Origin of the sequence: Agrobacterium sp. Ap1 (assembly GCF_017313375.1) — a bacterium.
GTDB classification, from domain to species: Bacteria; Pseudomonadota; Alphaproteobacteria; order Rhizobiales; family Rhizobiaceae; genus Neorhizobium; species Neorhizobium cellulosilyticum.
In genome coordinates, this window is record NZ_JAFLMY010000001.1 from 156,472 (window position 1) to 175,231 (window position 18,760).

Genomic DNA, 18,760 nt, shown 5'->3' on the forward strand with positions numbered 1-18,760 from the left:
CGTTAAAGCCCCTGCGGCACCAGGATCGTCGGTTTTTTGGGCAGTGACCGCATCGATACCCTGAGCGTCTTTTCCTTCGCATAGGCGATGTCGAACTTCCCATCGAACATCGCAAGGAACGTATCCAGCGGCGGCCCGAAACGGTGCATCGGCAGGATCAGCGAAGACCGCAGCCGTTGCACGACGCGGCTCATGCTGTCCGCCCCCATGGTCAAACCACCGTCGACAGGCACCATCAGGATATCGAGACGCCCAATCTCCGTATATTGCGCCTCGTTCAATTCAAAATGCAGATGCCCCAGATGGCCTATGCATAGGCCCGCAACCTCGAAGATGAAGATAGAGTTGCCGTTCTCCTCTATACCGCCGCCCCAGTTGCGGATGTCGGAGACGACATTGCGGATATAGACATCTCCAATCATCTCCTGATGTTTAGCCTTTTCACCCGGCACATCGCTCCACCCGTGCAGCACCGTCTCAATCCCTGGATCGGGCGTCAGCGAGTAATGAGTGGAATGCGCCCGGTTCATCGTCACCACGTCCGGCAATCTGTCAGGCCGATAGACACCGCTGTAGTCCGTCGCAATCCCGATACCGCCCGGCGTCTCGATGAAATAGGTAGAATGCCCGACGAAGGTGATCCTCACCTCTTCCCGCTCGGCGAGCGTCAACGCCTTGCCCGCCTGCGCTAGCTGAACACCCGGCGGGCTGAAGCTCGCAAACCGCACATGCGGCAGTTTCTGAGCGATTGCCTGACATTGGCTGACAGGAAGGCCTTCCTGTGCGTAGGCCGAAGAGAATGCTGAAAGAAGAAAGGCCGAAAAACCGAATGCGAGAGTTCGCAGCTTCATGCCACACTCCGGAAAACGCGTTCATGCTCATTCCGGGAAAAAGGATGGGGCAAGCATATGGATCGGTCCAGCAGACATTGCCGATCCGCGCCTCACAATTCCGTCATTCGGCCAAAGGTTGAGTTCGATCCGACGCAAGGCGCTCCCGAAAACGGCCCCATACGAAAACGGATCAGATGATCAGTGTACGATGCCCGAATGGCGTCTCGTCATCGTAATTCCGCGTTCCGATACGCTCGCTTTCACCCGACAATCTTGCGTCATCTACCTGCTCGTCGAGTGTTTCCGAAGCAGTCGCGTCCTGTCGGCGGTGCGGGTGCCGATCATCGAGAGACGCGGAAGGCTCTTCTTCGCTTCCGGCCTCGTCCTGCTGCTCACGAAAACGCTTCATGGTCGCAAGGTCGGCATTGATCTGATCCTGCCGGTGGGCTGCCCAGACATTATCAGGCTCAGCCCGGCTGACCACGCTGCTATCGACCAAAGTCGCGGCGGATGCTGACGTCGAAGAAACGCGGGTAACCGGGTCAACCATGCCATGCCCTCCATCAGATGCCGCCCTGCACGGCACGATCGCCGGTGCAGGAAGTCACATGCCTGAATGATAGCATGGGAACCGCGGTAGCCCAATCAACGCCAGAAGCTGGGAATGGTTTCCGCCAACCGCGGCCCAATCCGGATGGGCTCGATCTTTTCGGCAAGCCCGGTCGAATCCGAAATCTCGATACCGAGACCGCAAAGCGTCGCCGGTCCATGCGCCGCCTCGAAGCGGCCCTTAGGCATTTTCGAGATGAAGCGGTTGAGCGGCTCTTCCTTCTCCATTCCCAGAGACGAGTCGTAGTCGCCGCACATGCCGGCATCCGACATATAGCCGGTGCCGCCGTTCAGGATCTGGCAATCGGCGGTCGGCACATGGGTATGCGTACCGACAACGAGCGAGGCGCGCCCGTCGACGAAATGCCCAAAGCACTGCTTCTCGCTGGTCGCCTCTGCGTGGAAATCGAAGATGATCGCGTCGGCCTGCTCCTTCAACGGAGCAGCATCGAGGATAGCCTCGGCGCTCTTGAAGGGATCGTCGAGTTCCGGATGCATGAACACCCGGCCCATGATGTTGGCAACGAGGATGCGCGCACCGTTGCGGGCATAATAGAGGCCCGATCCCTTGCCCGGCGTGCCGGCAGGATAGTTGGCAGGTCGCAGGAACTGGTCGTGGCGACCGGCAAAAGTCACCGCTTCCTTCTGGTCCCAAACGTGGTTGCCGGTGGTGACGACATCAGCGCCGGCATTGATCGTCTCGAGAAAGATGTCCTCGGTGATGCCGAAACCGCCGGCCGCGTTCTCGCCGTTGACGATGACGAAATCGAGCTTCAGGTCGGAAATCAGGCCCGGCAGTTTTTCCCATACGGTCGTGCGGCCGGTCTTGCCGACCATGTCACCTAGAAAGAGAAGGCGCATTCCTATCCAATCTTTACAATGGCCTCATCGGACAGATCGCGAAAACCGCTTTCCGTCAGGATCCCGTGAAGCCTTATATCATGAGGTTCGTCGGGAACTGATGCCACTTCCTGGCAGTCGAAAGCAATGCCGATCAGCCGTGGATTGCAGCCTTTTTGCTGCAAACGGTAAATTGCGCGATCATAATAACCGCCACCATAACCGATCCGGTGGCCTCTGCGGTCGAACGCCGCAAGCGGCACCAGCATGATCTCGGGGTCGAATTCGCCCGCGTCCAGCCCCGGCCCGACCGTGCCGAAGACACCCGCGACAAGCTCGGCGCCGGGTGTCAGTTCGCGAAAAACGATGGTTTCCTTGTCGAGTACAACGGGCACACAAATCCGCGCCCCGCGTTGTCTCAGGAGATCCATAAGAGGACGGACATCCACCTCGGAGCGGATCGGCAGAAATCCGGACACGAGCGTTCCGTCGTTGAGATCGATCGCCGCCATGCCATGCGATGCCAGCGACAGGCTTTTCTCCACGCGCTCCGCAGCACTGAGCGCATCGCGCGCCGCGAGCCTTTCGGCCCGCAGCGACGCCTTGATCGATTGGCCGGCCATCAGGCCTTGTCGCCCGAGCGCGAGACCAGCAGCTTGTCGATACGCCGACCATCAAGATCGACGACCTCGAAGGTCCAGCCATGCGTCGTGAAGCTTTCGCCGAGTTCCGGCAGGTGCTTCAATTCGTCAAGCACGAAACCGGCAACGGTCTCGTAACCCGGATCCTCCTCGATCGAGATCCCCATCTGCGCCCCGAACTCATCCACCGGCATCCAGCCGGCGATCAGGTAAGAACCATCGTCCCGCACCACGATTGCAGGCTCTTCGGTCGCGTCTTCCTGGAACACACCGGTGATTGCCTCCAGCACGTCGCCTGAGCTGATGATGCCTTCGAAATGACCGTACTCGTCATAGACAAGCACCATATGCGCCGGTGCCTTCCTGAGCGCCTGGATGACGTCGAGAGCGCCAGTCAGATCGGAGACAACGGGAGCCTCACGCATAACAAGCTGAACATCGAACTGCTTTCCGCCGGCCATGAAATCATAGGCGTCCTTGACGAACAGAACGCCGATGATCTCGTCGGAACTGCCCTTGCGAACCGGAAGGCGGGAGCGTGTCGTGGCGCGAAGCTGGGCGCGGATTTCCTCCGGTTCGTCCTCGGTATCGATCACCTCGACATCGCGGCGCGGCGTCATCAGGCCGCGGGCGGTGCGGTCGGCCAGGCGCATGACGCCGGAAATCATCTCGGACTCACCGCTTTCGATGACGCCGGCGCTCTGCGCTTCAGCAAGAACGGTGCGGATTTCCTCGTCCGTCACCTTGTCTTCGGACTCGCCCTTCTGACCGAGTATGGCCAGCACGAAGCGGCCGGAAATATCGAGAAACCAGACGATGGGCGCGCCGATCATCGCCACGAGCTTCATCGCAGGCGCGACGCGGGCGGCAACAGATTCTGGCGCGCGAAGCGCAATCTGCTTCGGCACCAGTTCGCCGAGGATAAGCGACATATAGGTGATGACGACAACGACACCGCCGACACCAAGCCAGTCGGCAAGGTTCTCGGCCATGCCCTGTGCCTCGAGCCATGAGGTCAGGCGCGTACCGAGGGTTGCGCCTGAAAATGCGCCGGAAAGAACACCAACCAGCGTGATGCCGATCTGAACGGAAGAGAGAAAACGACCTGGGTCTTCGGCAAGCTTGATGGCTGTGGCCGCACCGCGATTTCCCTGCTCTGCCATAACCTTGAGACGGATGGGGCGGGATGAAACGACGGCAAGTTCCGACATCGCAAGAACACCATTCAATATGGTGAGTGCAACGACGATAAGGATTTCGGTTAACAAAAGGTGCTCTTAGGCTGGGACAATATCCTGCGCACAAAACGTTGACCGCTTGCGGCGGCTGCCGTTGATTTCATGATGTGATCTCGCGCGCAGTTCGGAAAACCGTCAGCCGGTTCTCGGAACTGCGCACCTTCACCTGTGAGTAGAAATCATAAGGTCGGCTGGCGTCTATTGCAATGGCTGGAACAACTGATGTCTGCCGCCGATCAAACAGAGAGATCGATCGTCATCTCCGCACGCGTGCCTTTCGGCCGCTCGACATATTGAATGGCCGATCCGAGCGTGGATGCCATCGACTTCACGATCCGGCTTCCAAGACCGGTTCCCTTGACGACATCGCCCTCTTTCCAGCCTATGCCGTCATCTTCGACCGCAAGCAATGCCTTGTCGTCCGGCTGGCGCTTCAGAAGAACACGCACCTCGCCGTCTTTCCCCGGCTCGTAAGCGTATTTCAGTGCATTGGTCAAAAGCTCGGTGACGATCATGCCGACGGAAACTGCGCGATCCGACGTCAACATTACCTCGTCGGCCGATAGATGGATGGTCGCCCCCTGACGGTCGGTGACCGTTCCTTGCACCTCGTTGACCAGCGTGCCGAGATATTTGTCCATCTCCACCTGCCGCACGTCATCGGATGTGTAGAGGCTACGGTGCATGCCGGCGATTGCCGCAATCCGAGCCTGTGTCTCGGCAAGCGCTGCCTTCACGTCCTCGTTCTTGCTGCTTCCGGCCTGGAGTCGGATCATCGCCGCGACCAGAGCTAGACTGTTTGCTACGCGGTGATTGACCTCCGCCAGCAGGATTTCGGCTCGTTCCTTGCCGATGCGGATTTCCTGGTCGGCCTTTTCCTTCTCGCGCCACAGATCTGCGGTCGAGATCGCCTGGCCGATCGCATTCTGCATCAGCGGCAGGAACTCGTCGCCGACGGTCTTGATGACATAATCGGATGCGCCGTTCTTCATTGCCTCGATGGCGATCGTCGCTTCGCTGGAACCGGTGACGTAAATGACCGGCGCCGAACAGCCACGCCCCTGCAGGCGATGGAAGATATCCATACCGGTCTCGGCGCGGAGATAGTGGTCTAGAACGATCGCATCGATCCCGCCCTTTTCGAACGCCGCCATGGCGCTTTCCCCGTCGACGGCAGTGACGACATTGTAACCGGCGCGTCCGAGATGGCGTTCCGCGAGACGGGCCAGAGCGACATCGTCGTCAACATAAAGGATCGTTCGCGGCATATCTTCTCATCATTGTCCGGGTATCTGCATCACCGAAAAGAACAGACCCAGCTGTCGAATGGCGTGTGCAAAACTATCGTAATCCACTGGCTTGGTGATGTAGACATTCGCGCCGAGATCGTAACAGCGCTGAATTTCACGCTCGTCGTCCGTCGTCGTGAGGATCACCACGGGCAGTCGTTTTGCATGAGGGTTGGACTTCACCTTCTCAAGGATGTCAATACCCGACATATCCGGCAGATTGAGATCGAGAAGGATAAGAAGATGCCGATCGCTGCTGGCCATGCCCGAGCGGTCGGCACCGAGAATGAAATCGAGCGCATCGGTACCATTGGTAAAAGGCACGATATCGTTGCTGACGCCGGCCCTGCGCACATTTTTTTCGATCAGGCGGGCATGCCCTTCGTCATCTTCGATCATGACGATGGTGACTTCCTTGCCGGCAGCTTTCATGGCCCGCTACTCCTAACATACTGGGACAGATCCATGGGCAGACGGATGACGAATGTCGATCCTCCCCCCAATGTGGAGGTCACAGTAATTTCCCCGCCTAAATTTCTGACTAACGAGCGCACATGCGCAAGCCCGATCCCCTCGCCCGGCTTGTCCTGCACCCCGGCCCGGCGAAAAAGTTCGAAGACGCGTTCATGGTCTTCCGGCGCGATCCCTCGACCATTGTCCGCCACCTCTATCCGGACGGCACTGCGCCCCATCGGGAATGCCTTCACGGAAAGGTTGAGCGGTCGCTCCGGATGTTTGTACTTTACCGCATTGTCGAACAGGTTGCCGAAAATCTGCTCCATGGAGAACCGGTCAGTCAAAAGACCACGGGCTGCGCCCACGGAGATGCTTACCTCGCCGCCGGAATCGCTGACCTGGTGATGAACGCTTGCGGCCGTCGTCTCCAGCATTTCGCCGAGATCGATGCGTTCAGGTTTCAGCTCGCGGCGGCCATCGCGCGAAATCTTCAGGATGGCGTTGATCAGGGCATCCATCTTCTTGGTCGATGACCGGATGAACCCGATCGCCTCCGGCAGATCCTCCTCGACGGCAAGCCGCGCCTCGCGCACCTCGTCTTCGCTTGGGCGCGCCTCATCGGCCAGCACATAGGCGCTGATCGACTTGAGAGACGCATCGAGTTCGCTGGTAAAGCCCATGATATTGACGAGAGGAGCCCTCAGGTCATGGGAGACGATATAGGCGTAACGCTGGATTTCACGATTGGCCTGTATCAGGTCTTCGGTGCGCTCGTTGACGCGTTCCTCAAGCCCGACATTCAGCTCCTCGACCTCCGCCCGGGCATGAGCGAGTTCACGCACATGCTGCATCACGACGGCAATTGCGCCGCCGACGACCAGGATGATCAGCAGTCCGCCGCCAAGTGTTACATATTGCAGCGATCCCGCGCTTTCGCGGATTTCGCTGATACCGTTGATCAGATGCCCGTCCAGTTCCTGCACGACATCGCCGATCGCCTGCCGAAGCTGCTGCATGACGACGAAGCCGGACTCATTGCGCACGATGGCAACGGCATCCGCCACCTTGCCCTCGCTGGCAAGATTGAGCGTCGACTGCATCTCCGTCACCTTTTCAGCGATCAGGCGACGGATATCCTCAAGCGGCACGTTGACCGTATTCTGATTTTTGGAAACGCGCTCCAGCCGCTCGACCTGACTCGGCAACGCTTCGAGCGCCTTTTGGTATGGCTCGAGAAAGGCCTCGTTTTGCACCAGAAGATAACCGCGCTGGCTCGACTCAGCAGAATTCAGCAGAACCAGCATGTCAGCCGCGACAGAGCGCACCGCCCTCAGCTTAGTCACTTCGTCGAAATAGGTCCGCGTCATGCCTGCAAGGAAGAAGGACGACAGGACGATAGCAACGAGAAGTCCAGCACCGATCAAAAGCATGAAGAGCGAAGACCGGGCAAACTTGTTATTGGCAAAGAGCATGAAGAGGAACCGTCGATTGAACTGGACGGAATGAACTTGGCCGCAACGCCGGCATTGTCAATGCATATCCGGCAAGCGCCGGACTGCATCAACGACAATCTAAAAAAGGAAAGCGCGATCCACGGCGACCGATGGAGTTTTACGATCCTGGGTGCCTACAAACGTAGGTGGGCGCCATATGTCCAAGCCCACGGGCCTGGTCAGGGACAGCTCCCTTTGGATCGAGTATGGCCCCAGGGATTGTGGTTCCTGTCGGGAAGCGCAGAACGCGACCAGAATATATGTGCGATCCTCGGGCAGCGCCAGTAGCCAGGGATCGAATTTTTGTAAGTATCAATTGATCTCGGCAGGTGTGCGCCCGTTGAGCTTTGCCGCAAGCCCTTCGATCCGCGCAGCAAGCTCGCCGATCGTAGAGACCAGCACCTGCTCGTTGCGCTGTTGCACCTCGATAGATCCGTCGCGATTGGACCGCAGGGAAGCCAGTTCCGCCTCGAGAGCCGAAACCTTACGCGTCATTTCGGACAGTTCGTCCATGATCATGATGCCGGCCATGACGGTGATCCTCAGATCGCCGATTTCGCCGAACTGCCCCTTGAGGTGGCCGACATAGCGGTCCAGCCGGTCGGCAAGCTGGGTCAGGTGATCTTCCTGCCCCTCCTCGCAGGCCATGCGATAGGCCTTGCCATCGATCGTGACTGTAATCTGAGCCATCAAATTCTCCCGTCAGCGATCAAGCACGGCGCGGATCGTTTCCATAGCCGTCACCAGTCGACGCGATACTTCGCGATTGACTTCTTCCAGCCGATTGGCGCGAAATTGCGACTGATCGAGCTCCTGTGCCAGACGGGCACGATCTGCATGGACGCGACGAACTTCGCTATCGACGTCGCGGCTCTCGCGCTGACGTTCGATACGGGCATCCACGGCATTTTCGAGACTGCCCACCGCTGCGCGCAGTTCCGAAAGCGCCACCTCAACCGTCTTTTCTGCCGGCATCCATCATATCCCGTGAGAATGCGAAGAAGACCGAATCGTGCAGCCAAACCTCGCCATTAGGTAAAACAGATTAAGCACCGCTTGAAAGCCGGTCAACAAACCACCACCCTCTGTGCGTCATCGACTTGTGGATCAATCACCTTATATCGTTTTTGCACACATCTGCCCAAACAAACGGCGACCTGTCGCAAACCTGCTCAATATGTAATAGCTATAGCCCCACATTTGTTGACTTGCGCGCGCCACCTGATAAGGATCAGGCGCTCCCTCAAATGGCCCTCCAAACGGGCCTCTGACCGACACTCGGATACAGTGGATTAGCCATGACTTCTCGCGAACAAAACGACCGGATGGCGAATGCGATCCGTTTCCTTGCCATGGATGCCGTCGAAAAGGCGAATTCCGGCCACCCGGGCATGCCGATGGGCATGGCCGACGTGGCAACGGTCCTGTTCTCCAAATATTTGAAGTTCGACCCGACGAAACCGCACTGGCCGGACCGCGATCGCTTCGTGCTGTCGGCCGGCCACGGTTCGATGCTTCTTTATTCGCTGCTGTATTTGACCGGTTATGAAGACATGACCGTCGAGGACCTGAAGGGCTTTCGCCAGCTCGGCTCCAAGACCGCCGGTCATCCGGAATACGGTCACGCCACCGGCATCGAGACCACCACCGGTCCGCTCGGCCAGGGCATCGCCAATGCCGTCGGCATGGCGATTGCCGAACGCAAGCTGCGCGACGAATTCGGCGCCGACCTGCAGGATCACTATACATACGTGATCAACGGCGATGGCTGCCTGATGGAAGGCATCTCCCACGAAGCCATCGCGCTTGCCGGCCACCTGAAGCTCAACAAGCTCGTCCTCTTCTGGGACAACAATTCGATCACCATCGACGGCGCCGTTTCGCTGTCGGACTCGACCGACCAGATCGCCCGCTTCAAGGCCGTTCACTGGCACACGATCGAAATCGACGGCCATGATCAGGCAGCCATTGCCGCCGCGATTGAAGAAGCCCACAAGTCCGACAAGCCGACCTTTATCGCCTGCAAGACGGTGATCGGCTTCGGCTCTCCGAACAAGGCCGGCAGCCACAAGGTTCACGGCTCGCCGCTCGGTGCGGAAGAAATCGCTGCAACTCGCAAGGCGCTGAACTGGGAATACGAACCCTTCGTAGTCCCGAACGATGTCCTGTCCGAATGGCGCGCCGCCGGCACCCGTTCCGCCGACGCCGTCAAGGCATGGGAAGGCCGCCTCGAAAAGTCCGACAAGAAGGCCGAATTCGACCGCCGCTTTGCCGGCGACCTGCCGGCAGGCTTCGACGCTGCGATCAGCGACTACAAGAAGAAACTCGCCGAAACCAAGCCGACGGTCGCAACCCGCAAGGCTTCCGAAGACGCGCTTGAAATCATCAACGGCTTTCTGCCGGAAACGCTCGGCGGCTCTGCAGACCTGACGCCGTCGAACAACACCAAGACCAGCCAGATGATCTCCGTCACGCCGACGGATTTCTCCGGTCGCTATATGCACTGGGGCATCCGCGAGCACGGCATGGCGTCGGCCATGAACGGCATCGCGCTGCATGGCGGCCTGATCCCTTACGGCGGCGGCTTCATGATCTTCTCGGATTATTGCCGCCCGCCGATCCGCCTGGCATCCCTGATGGGTATCCGCGTCATCCACGTCCTGACGCATGATTCGATCGGCGTCGGCGAAGACGGCCCGACCCACCAGCCGGTCGAACAGATGGCCTCGCTGCGCGCCATCCCGAACCTGATGATGTTCCGCCCGGCCGATGCCGTCGAAACTGCCGAATGCTGGCAGATCGCCGTCTCGACCAAGGATCGTCCGTCCGGCCTGGCGCTCACCCGCCAGAACCTGACGACCGTTCGCACGGAATATTCCGAAGAGAACCGCTCGGCCAAGGGTGCCTACACGCTCTCCGGCAATGCCGATGCCAAGGTCACGATCTTCGCATCCGGCTCGGAAGTCGAACTGGCAGTAGCTGCGGCAAAGACGCTCGGTGAAAAGGGCACGACCGTTCGCGTCGTGTCGGTGCCGTCGACAGAACTCTTCTTCGAACAGCCGGATGCCTACCGCGCGGAAATCATCGGCAAGTCCCCGGTCAAGATCGCCGTCGAAGCCGGCGTTCGCGAAGGCTGGGATGCCTTCATCGGTCCGGAAGGCACATTCATCGGCATGAAGGGCTTTGGCGCTTCCGGCCCGGCCAAGGATGTCTTCAAGCACTTCGGCATCACGGCTGACGCTGTCGTCGCTGCCGCCGAAGCAAAAATTTAATGCTACCGACTGCCCTAGATCAAAGTAGGGCAGTCACAACCCGCGTTAGAACGTAGCCCCATTATCAGGGAGTAAAGCTCATATGACTGTAAAGGTTGCCATCAACGGCTTCGGCCGTATCGGCCGCAACGTCCTCCGCGCCATCGTCGAATCGGGTCGCACCGATATCGAAGTCGTTGCCATCAACGACCTTGGCCCGGTTGAAACCAATGCCCATCTGCTCCGCTACGACTCGATCCACGGCAAATTCCCGGCCGAAGTGAAGGTTGACGGCGATACCATCACCGTTGGCGGCGGCAAGCCGATCAAGGTTACCGCGATCAAGGATCCGGCAACCCTGCCGCACAAGGAACTCGGCGTCGACATCGCGCTCGAATGCACCGGTATCTTCACCTCCCGTGAAAAGGCTGCCCTGCATCTGACCGCCGGCGCAAAGCGCGTCATCGTTTCGGCTCCGTCCGACGGCGCAGACCTGACCGTCGTCTTCGGCGTCAACCATGACGCCCTGACCAAGGACCATCTGGTCATCTCCAACGCGTCCTGCACCACGAACTGCCTGGTTCCGGTCGTCAAGACGCTGGATGACGCTGTCGGTATCGACCACGGCTTCATGACCACGATCCACTCCTACACGGGTGACCAGCCGACGCTCGACACCATGCACAAGGACCTGTACCGCGCCCGCGCTGCAGCCCTGTCCATGATCCCGACCTCGACCGGCGCCGCAAAGGCAGTTGGCCTCGTTCTGCCGCACCTCAAGGGCCGCCTCGACGGCACCTCGATCCGAGTGCCGACCCCGAACGTCTCGGTTGTCGACTTCAAGTTCGTTGCCAAGAAGAACACCACGGTTGCCGAAATCAGCGAAGCCATCAAGGCTGCTGCAAACGGCAAGCTGAAGGGCATCCTCGGCTACACCGAAGAGCCGCTGGTTTCCCGCGACTTCAACCACGACAGCCATTCCTCGATCTTCGCGATCGATCAGACCAAGGTGCTGGAAGGCAACTTCGTCCGCGTTCTGTCCTGGTACGACAACGAATGGGGCTTCTCCAACCGCATGGCCGACACCTCCGTCGCAATGGCAAAGCTCATCTGATCGAGCCGATACGAATGAAGAAAGGGGCGCCTCGAGCGCCCCTTTTTTATTGCATCAGAGACACGTCGTCTCGATAGTCGCCCTCACCCGCACCGTACCATAACCATCATTGGCGATACCGCTGCAGAGATCGTACCATTCGCAGCCGCGACAGGCTCTCCGCGATTGTCCCTCGGCAAAGGCTTTTCGCATTCTAGCAAGCAACCCCGGATGCAGATCGATCCGCGCACCCGCCGACAAGCGCATCTCCAGCAGATCCCCGATATCCGCCGCCGCCTGCGCATCACGGACACGCACGCTGTCACGAAAACAATGCGGTTCAGGCTCGCACAAAAGTGCTGCGCAAATGTCGTCCGGACCGTCGACGACGAGAACATCCTCGCCGCTCGATAGCCGTTTGGCGATACGATCGTAGTTGGCGACAAAACCCGGCGTGTATCCTTTGCCCACATATGTGAGCAGGCAAAGGAGATGATGCGGTCTCAGCCGAACCGTCATGCAGCAGGCTTGGTCCTGCCTCGCGCCAGCAGACGCAGGATCGCCGCGCCGAGCGCGGATTTCAACCCGGCGCCGACGAGGAACGGCAGCACTCCGAACAGAAAAGCCTTCTGCGCCCCGATCATGAAGGCCAGAACGACACCGCCGATAACAAGGCACAGAAGATTGGCGACCAACATCGCCACGAACGCCAGAACCGGGCGATGTCCGTTCCAACCCTTCTCCGCCAGAAAGCCCGTGACGGCTGCGATGACGGGGAAGGAAAACAGATAACCGGACGTCGGCCCGACGAAAACATGAAGCCCGCCTGCCCCGTTGGCCAGAACCGGCATGCCCATGGCAGCCTCGGCAAGCCATGCGACAACCGTCGCCGCCCCCAGACGCCAGCCGTAAAGCGCACCGATCAGCGTGACAGCCAGGGTCTGCATGGTGATTGGCACGGGGATCATCGGCACCGAGACGTAGGAAGATGCGGCAAGTATCCCAGTGCCGAGCACGATAGCCAGGCCACGCAGGACGAGCGGAGCATTCTGCAGATCAAGCGGGCTGAAGGCAGGCTTGGCAGTGCGGGTAGAAGCGTAGTTCATGCGGATCTCCAAATTATAGATAATTTAAGTAATCTATAGCTAATGAGTCCATAGGTCGCACGAATTGACAAGCCATGAAATTCACGGCCAGCAAAACGCCTTGAAATTGCGAAGGAATTTTAGCTTTTGCGGGGGCTCGGGCCGACCCACTGCACATGCCGCGCAAGAACCGAGGCGGCCTGATCCACATCCCCGTCCCTCAGCGCGGAGAGAATGGCACGATGATCCCGGTCCGTTGGCGCTTCCCACTCCGCCCGCCATCCGGAAAACAGCAATCGCGCACCGACCACCTGCAGGTCGTCGATGGACTTCAACAGGCGCGACATGCCGCAAGGGCTGAGGATCAGACGATGAAAACTCCGGTTTGCCTCATCCCACGCCTGCACATCGGCAGCCTTTTCGCCGGCATGGTTCGCAGCCTCGGCCGCATCCAGAATGGCCCTCGTCAGATGCGGCGCAGCATGGCGCAAAGCCAGCACTTCCAGGGCGGCGCGCATTTCGGCCACCTCTTTTACCTCGTCAAGACTGAAGCCCGCAACCCTCACCCCCCGGCGCGGCTCGCTGACAACCAGGCCCTGCGCCTCCAACCGCCGAAACGCCTCACGCACAGGCACATGGCTGGCCCCGAACTCTTCGGCAATATGATCCTGCCGAAGCCGTGCCCCGGCGGCAATCACGCCGGTAACGATACGCTCGGCAAGCTCTCGACTGATACGCGAGGCAATCGTGTCTGATTTGGCTGTCGTCATGAATTATAGATAATTGATGAGGACGTAACCGTCGAGCGCTGAACCACCACCACGTGGACGCGAGCGCCATCCTTGCACACATATTCAATACTTTAGCGCATCAATCATCCCCGCCCTCCCGACCTGCATTTACAATCCGCCCGCCTCCATCGCCGGAGTGTTTCGCGAGACGTTCGCGGGCAGGCGGCGGCCGGCGCTTTCGTCTGCCCCATCACGTGCGGCAAGGACGAGAGGGGCGAAACGCATGGAGCGTCCGGCGTCGTCAAAACCGGCCCCTCCTATCAAGCCTCCCCCCTCGGCAACCATGTCGGGTTCGGTTGAGCCGTCCAAGTGTGGGTAACCACATGCAGCCAGGCGAAAAGATCACACGTAGGGACCGGAAGTCCCGAAAGAACGCCGAAGGCCACGCGAATGCGGAGCCGCCTTATCTACCCAATCGAGGTTCCGCATTTGCGTGGGCTCTCCGTTCTCTGAAAAGCTGAAAGCACCAAGGGGTAAGACCGTCTTTTTTCCGCCCTGCCCTTCTCTTGCCGGATTTGTTCCTGCCTATTGCTGAGAGTGACGATTCGCTCCGGCCTGCGCCGGATCTGCCCCCGCCCCGACAGATGCCCCGCGACCGAAAACGGGTTTCGCGACCAGCACGTGCTGCCCGGGAAGGGAGCAAGCGGCAAACGAAGAGGTCGGGGTCTTTGGAGGCGTTTTATATCGTATTGTTGATCGGCACACTGCTTGTGCTGGTTTCCGCTTTCTCCAGCCTTCTCGCCTTCCGCTTCGGCGCACCGCTGCTTCTCGTCTTCCTGTCGATCGGTCTTCTCGCCGGCGTCGATGGCCTAGGAATACAATTCTCCAACTATCCCTTCACCTTCATGCTGGGATCGCTGGCATTGGCCGTTATCCTGTTCGATTCCGGCTTCATCACACCGATCCATTCCTTCAAGATCGCTGCGGTTCCGGCGATCACCCTGGCCACGGTCGGCGTGCTGTTGACCTCCGGCATCTTCGCTTTTGCAGCAGCCCTGTTTCTGGATCTCGACTGGCTGGAAGGCCTGCTGCTCGGCTCGATCGTCGCCTCGACCGACGCTGCCGCCGTCTTCTTTCTTCTGCGCATCGGCGGCATCAATATCCGCGACAAGGTACGCTCGACGCTCGAAGTCGAATCCGGCACCAACGATCCGATGGCGATCTTCCTGACGATCGCAATTGCCGAGCTGATCGGCACCGGCCAGCGCCTCTCCGGCATCGACCTGCACTTCTTCTTCACCTTCTTCGAGGAAATGGGGCTCGGCCTCGTCTTCGGCCTGCTAGGCGGCATGATGATCGTGGCGATCCTCAACCGCTTCACCTCCGACCGCGGCCTCGCGCCGATCTTCGTGCTGACACTCGCCCTGCTCGTCTTCGCCTTCACCGGCGCCATGGGCGGCAGCGGCTTTCTCGCCGTTTATGTCGCCGGCATGTATGCCGGAAATCGCAAGATGTACGCCAAGCAGCAGATCATGCGTTTCAACGAGGGACTGACCTGGCTTGCCCAGATCATCATGTTCCTCGTCCTTGGCCTGCTCGCCACGCCATCGCAGTTCCCGGCCATTCTTCTGCCAGCGATCGGCCTTGCACTCTTCCTCATCTTCGTCGCCCGGCCCATCGCGGTCTGGCTGAGCCTGCTGCCCTTCGATTTCACCCAGCAAGAAATCGGCTTCGTCGCCTGGGTCGGCCTGCGCGGCGCGGTCTCCATCCTGCTTGCGATAATGCCACTCCTGAGCGGCGTCGAGAATGGCGAACTCTTCTTCAATGTCGCCTTCATCATCGTCCTCGTATCGCTCTGCCTGCAGGGCTGGACGATCAAGCCGGTCGCGACAAAACTTGGCCTCATCATTCCGCCCCGCATGGGCGCGGTCGACAAGATCGAGCTCGATCTGCCGGGCGCTGCCCAGCACGAACTGATCTCCTACAAGGTCATCAAGGACAGCCCGATCATGCGCGGCGAGCGCATTCCCCGCTGGGCCATGCCTTCGCTCGTCATCCGCGACGCAAAGAGCATGCGTTATCAATATGCCGGACGGCTGCGGGAGGGCGATCAGGTCTATCTCTTCGTCGCCCCGACCTACACCAAACTGCTCGACCGCCTGTTTGCGGCCCGCGCCCCGGTGGATGATAATGACGAGGAATTCTTCGGCGCCTTCGCCATTTCCCCCGCGCGCCCCGCAAAAGAACTCGACGCCGCCTATGGTCCGGGCCTTCTGTCTCCCTCCGAACATTCCATGACGGTCGGCGAACTGCTGATCGCACGCCTCGGCGGCAAGGCGGAATATGCCGACCGCATGCGCTTCGGCTCGATCGTCCTGATCGTCCGCGAAGTCGACGAGTTAAACCACATCCGTTCGATCGGCGTTTCACTGGAACCGGTCGAACCGACCACCAACCTGCCGATCTTCATCAACATGCGAGAGATCGCCCATCGCGTGCGTGACCTCATCCGCAAATACCGCGGAAAGCCGGTGCCCACCCAAAGGCGATAGGCTATACTTGAGAGACCACTGCGGCTCTTGGCGCCCTTGCGTCGGGCCGCAACCATAGTATGGTCCGCCAGTTTCAGCGGCCGGGCGCTTCAGGGCACTCGGTCCCATTTCAGCACTCAAGGAGTGGATTAGCCCATGCCGGCATTCAAGACTATTGACGATATCAGCAACCCAGCGGGCAAGCGCGTTCTCGTACGCGTCGATCTCAACGTACCGGTTGCCGACGGTAAGGTAACCGACAAGACCCGCATCGAGCGTGTTGCCCCGACCATCCTTGAACTGTCGAAAAAAGGCGCCAAGGTCATCCTGCTTGCCCATTTCGGTCGCCCAAAGGGTGAGCCTGTCGCCGACATGTCTCTCTCGCTGATCGTCCCGGCCATCAACGAAGTGCTCGGCACCAAGATCCTCTTCGCCGCCGATTGCATCGGCCCCGACGCCGAAAAGGCCGTCGCATCGATGAAGGACGGCGACATCCTGCTTCTGGAAAACACCCGCTTCCACAAGGGCGAGGAAAAGAACGACGCCGAGTTTACCGAAGCGCTTGCCGCAAACGGCGACATCTACGTCAACGACGCCTTCTCTGCCGCTCACCGCGCTCACGCATCGACCGAAGGCCTCGCGCACCATCTGCCCGCCTATGCTGGCCGCACCATGCAGGCCGAGCTTGAAGCGTTGGAAAAGGGTCTTGGCGCACCGGTTCGCCCGACCGTCGCCATCGTCGGCGGCGCAAAGGTATCGACCAAGATCGACCTGTTGCAGAACCTGGTAAAGAAGGTCGACGCGCTCGTCATCGGCGGCGGCATGGCCAACACCTTTATCGCGGCAAAGGGCATCAATGTCGGCAAGTCGCTCTGCGAACATGATCTCGGCGAAACCGCCAAGGCAATCATGGCTGAAGCCGAAAGCGCCGGTTGCGCCATCGTCCTCCCCGTCGATGCTGTCGTTGCCCGCGAGTTCAAGGCCAATGCAGCAAACGAGATCGTCGCCATCGACGCCATCCCGGCCGATGCCATGGCCCTCGATGTCGGCCCGAAGTCGGTCGAAGCCATCAACGAATGGATCGGCAAGGCCTCTACGCTCGTCTGGAATGGCCCGCTCGGCGCCTTCGAAATCACGCCCTTCGACGCAGCAACCGTTTCGGCAGCAAAGTTCGCAGCGGCACAGACCAAGGCCGGCAAGCTGACATCCGTTGCAGGTGGCGGTGACACGGTCGCAGCCCTCAACCATGCGGGCGTTGCCGACGACTTCACCTACATCTCGACGGCAGGCGGCGCTTTCCTTGAATGGATGGAAGGTAAGGAACTGCCCGGCGTGGCAGTTCTGTCCAAGACGGCCTGATTGCTGTTTATCCACAGCTTGACCACAACCAGAGTGCGCGGACATGGCTCCGCGCATTCGCGTTTCAAGACCCCTTTAAATTTTTTAGATGTTTTAAACGATTGAATTGAATTCAATCGTTTCAAATATTTAGCCGTGGATTTACTTCCGCCCTACATCTGTTATCGCCTCAGATATCAAGTGTTGGAGATCGACAAATGACCGAACGTCTGGAAGATATTGCACTCAAGATGGTATCGAACGGCAAGGGCCTTCTGGCCGCCGACGAGTCAACCGGGACGATCAAAAAGCGCTTCGATAGCATCGGGATCGAGTCTACCGAAGAGAGCCGCCGTGACTACCGCGAGATGCTCTTCCGCACCGAAGCAGCGATGAAGAACTGCATTTCCGGTGTCATCCTCTATGAAGAAACCCTCTACCAGAAGGCAGCCGACGGCACTCCGTTCGTCGACATCATGACCGCAGCCGGCTCCATTCCTGGCATCAAGGTTGATATCGGCGCGAAGCCGATGGCGCTTCACCCGCACGAATTCATTACTGAAGGTCTCGATGGCCTTTATGAACGCCTCCGCAAGTATCGTGAAGCCGGTGCCCGTTTCGCCAAGTGGCGCGGCGTCATCACCATCGGCGACCAACGTCCGAGCTGGGGTTCGATCAAGGCCAACTCGCAGTCTCTCGCTCGTTATGCAGCGCTCTGCCAGCAGGCTGACATCGTGCCGATCGTCGAGCCGGAAGTGATGATGGACGGCACTCCCGGCGACCACGACATTGACCGTTGCGCCGAAGTTACCCAGCACGTGCTGCAGACCGTCTTCGCCGACCTGTTCGACGCCCGCGTCGATCTCGAAGGCATGATCCTGAAGCCGAACATGGTCATTGATGGCATCAAGGCCCGCAAGGCTTCGGTGGAAGAAGTCGCCGCACGCACCGTCAAGGTTCTGAAGGCCACCGTTCCTGCTTCCGTACCGGGCATCGCCTTCCTGTCCGGCGGCCAGACCTCGGAAGAAGCGACGGCGCACCTCTCAGCCATGGTTGCCGGTTACGACCTGCCCTGGAAGCTCACCTATTCCTACGGCCGTGCGCTGCAGGAAACCGCCCTCAAGGCTTGGGGCGGCAAGTCCGAGAACGTGGCAGCCGGCCAGCGCGCCTTTGCGCACCGTGCCGAGATGAACACGCTCGCCGCCAAGGGCACGTGGAAGAAGGACCTCGAAAAGGCTGCGTAAGCCAAGCCTTTTCACCGAAATCGTTGCAGCCGGTCCGCAGCCTTGATTGGGCGCGGATGCTGCAGGGAGGGAGAAAACCGCGTCGGCA

General features: G+C 59.6%; 18 protein-coding genes and 1 other RNA gene. 5 read left to right on the forward strand and 14 right to left on the reverse strand.

Annotation, left to right across the window (positions count from 1 at the left end; translation table 11 throughout):
- Nucleotides 1–2 precede the first annotated feature (2 nt).
- The 11 genes from JZX87_RS00800 to JZX87_RS00850 form a co-directional block, all read right to left on the reverse strand.
- On the reverse strand, nucleotides 3–851 hold the full coding sequence (locus tag JZX87_RS00800; RefSeq protein WP_206823017.1) for an MBL fold metallo-hydrolase: 849 nt from the start codon (nucleotides 849–851) through the stop codon (nucleotides 3–5).
- A gap of 172 nt (nucleotides 852–1,023) precedes the next feature.
- On the reverse strand, nucleotides 1,024–1,383 hold the full coding sequence (locus JZX87_RS00805; protein WP_206823019.1) for a hypothetical protein: 360 nt from the start codon (nucleotides 1,381–1,383) through the stop codon (nucleotides 1,024–1,026).
- Nucleotides 1,384–1,478: 95 nt separating this feature from the next.
- Entirely contained in the window at nucleotides 1,479–2,303 is an 825-nt protein-coding gene (locus JZX87_RS00810; RefSeq protein WP_148143597.1) for a TIGR00282 family metallophosphoesterase, read from the reverse strand.
- Between the two features lie 2 nt (nucleotides 2,304–2,305).
- Nucleotides 2,306–2,905 (reverse strand): 5-formyltetrahydrofolate cyclo-ligase, encoded by a 600-nt coding sequence (locus tag JZX87_RS00815; protein ID WP_206823020.1) that lies wholly within the window; start codon nucleotides 2,903–2,905, stop codon nucleotides 2,306–2,308.
- Nucleotides 2,905–4,191 (reverse strand): hemolysin family protein, encoded by a 1,287-nt coding sequence (locus JZX87_RS00820; protein ID WP_183821124.1) that lies wholly within the window; start codon nucleotides 4,189–4,191, stop codon nucleotides 2,905–2,907. The genes JZX87_RS00815 and JZX87_RS00820 overlap by 1 nt, the downstream gene beginning before the upstream one ends.
- 206 nt (nucleotides 4,192–4,397) lie before the next feature.
- A complete protein-coding gene (locus JZX87_RS00825) occupies nucleotides 4,398–5,429 on the reverse strand; it encodes a sensor histidine kinase (protein ID WP_206823021.1) in 1,032 nt (343 codons plus the stop codon).
- 9 nt (nucleotides 5,430–5,438) lie between these two features.
- Entirely contained in the window at nucleotides 5,439–5,882 is a 444-nt protein-coding gene (locus JZX87_RS00830) for a response regulator (RefSeq protein ID WP_148143588.1), read from the reverse strand.
- On the reverse strand, nucleotides 5,879–7,378 hold the full coding sequence (locus JZX87_RS00835; protein ID WP_286193985.1) for a sensor histidine kinase: 1,500 nt from the start codon (nucleotides 7,376–7,378) through the stop codon (nucleotides 5,879–5,881). Before JZX87_RS00835 ends, JZX87_RS00830 begins: the two co-directional genes overlap by 4 nt.
- A 112-nt stretch (nucleotides 7,379–7,490) precedes the next feature.
- Nucleotides 7,491–7,649, reverse strand: a non-coding RNA gene (gene ssrS / locus JZX87_RS00840) — 6S RNA.
- A gap of 62 nt (nucleotides 7,650–7,711) precedes the next feature.
- Complete coding sequence (locus JZX87_RS00845; protein ID WP_148143584.1) at nucleotides 7,712–8,089, reverse strand: cell division protein ZapA; 378 nt, start codon at nucleotides 8,087–8,089, stop codon at nucleotides 7,712–7,714.
- 12 nt (nucleotides 8,090–8,101) lie between these two features.
- Nucleotides 8,102–8,374, reverse strand: coding sequence for a DUF4164 domain-containing protein (locus JZX87_RS00850; RefSeq protein ID WP_148143582.1), 273 nt, complete (start codon nucleotides 8,372–8,374; stop codon nucleotides 8,102–8,104).
- Nucleotides 8,375–8,697: 323 nt separating this feature from the next.
- Between JZX87_RS00850 and tkt the strand changes: the two genes are divergently transcribed.
- Together tkt and gap are read left to right on the forward strand one after the other, a co-directional pair.
- Complete coding sequence (tkt, locus tag JZX87_RS00855; RefSeq protein WP_148143580.1) at nucleotides 8,698–10,671, forward strand: transketolase; 1,974 nt, start codon at nucleotides 8,698–8,700, stop codon at nucleotides 10,669–10,671.
- Nucleotides 10,672–10,753: 82 nt separating this feature from the next.
- Nucleotides 10,754–11,764 (forward strand): type I glyceraldehyde-3-phosphate dehydrogenase, encoded by a 1,011-nt coding sequence (gap, locus tag JZX87_RS00860; protein ID WP_148143578.1) that lies wholly within the window; start codon nucleotides 10,754–10,756, stop codon nucleotides 11,762–11,764.
- Between the two features lie 54 nt (nucleotides 11,765–11,818).
- On the opposite strand, the gene JZX87_RS00865 is transcribed toward gap, so the two are convergent.
- The 3 genes from JZX87_RS00865 to JZX87_RS00875 form a co-directional block, all read right to left on the reverse strand.
- Nucleotides 11,819–12,262 (reverse strand): DUF1284 domain-containing protein, encoded by a 444-nt coding sequence (locus tag JZX87_RS00865; RefSeq protein WP_206823022.1) that lies wholly within the window; start codon nucleotides 12,260–12,262, stop codon nucleotides 11,819–11,821.
- Nucleotides 12,259–12,849 carry a biotin transporter BioY gene (locus tag JZX87_RS00870; RefSeq protein ID WP_206823023.1) on the reverse strand — a complete coding sequence of 197 codons (591 nt, stop codon included), beginning with the start codon at nucleotides 12,847–12,849 and terminating at the stop codon, nucleotides 12,259–12,261. Before JZX87_RS00870 ends, JZX87_RS00865 begins: the two co-directional genes overlap by 4 nt.
- 119 nt (nucleotides 12,850–12,968) lie before the next feature.
- Nucleotides 12,969–13,598, reverse strand: a complete 630-nt coding sequence (locus JZX87_RS00875; protein WP_206823024.1) for a GntR family transcriptional regulator — start codon at nucleotides 13,596–13,598, stop codon at nucleotides 12,969–12,971.
- A gap of 689 nt (nucleotides 13,599–14,287) precedes the next feature.
- Between JZX87_RS00875 and JZX87_RS00880 the strand changes: the two genes are divergently transcribed.
- The 3 genes from JZX87_RS00880 (at nucleotide 14,288) to JZX87_RS00890 (ending at nucleotide 18,672) form a co-directional block, all read left to right on the forward strand.
- A complete protein-coding gene (locus JZX87_RS00880) occupies nucleotides 14,288–16,111 on the forward strand; it encodes a potassium/proton antiporter (RefSeq protein WP_206823026.1) in 1,824 nt (607 codons plus the stop codon).
- Nucleotides 16,112–16,246: 135 nt separating this feature from the next.
- A complete protein-coding gene (locus JZX87_RS00885) occupies nucleotides 16,247–17,449 on the forward strand; it encodes a phosphoglycerate kinase (protein WP_148143568.1) in 1,203 nt (400 codons plus the stop codon).
- A 197-nt stretch (nucleotides 17,450–17,646) separates the two neighbouring features.
- Nucleotides 17,647–18,672, forward strand: coding sequence for a class I fructose-bisphosphate aldolase (locus JZX87_RS00890; protein WP_148143565.1), 1,026 nt, complete (start codon nucleotides 17,647–17,649; stop codon nucleotides 18,670–18,672).
- The last annotated feature ends 88 nt before the right edge of the window (nucleotides 18,673–18,760 follow it).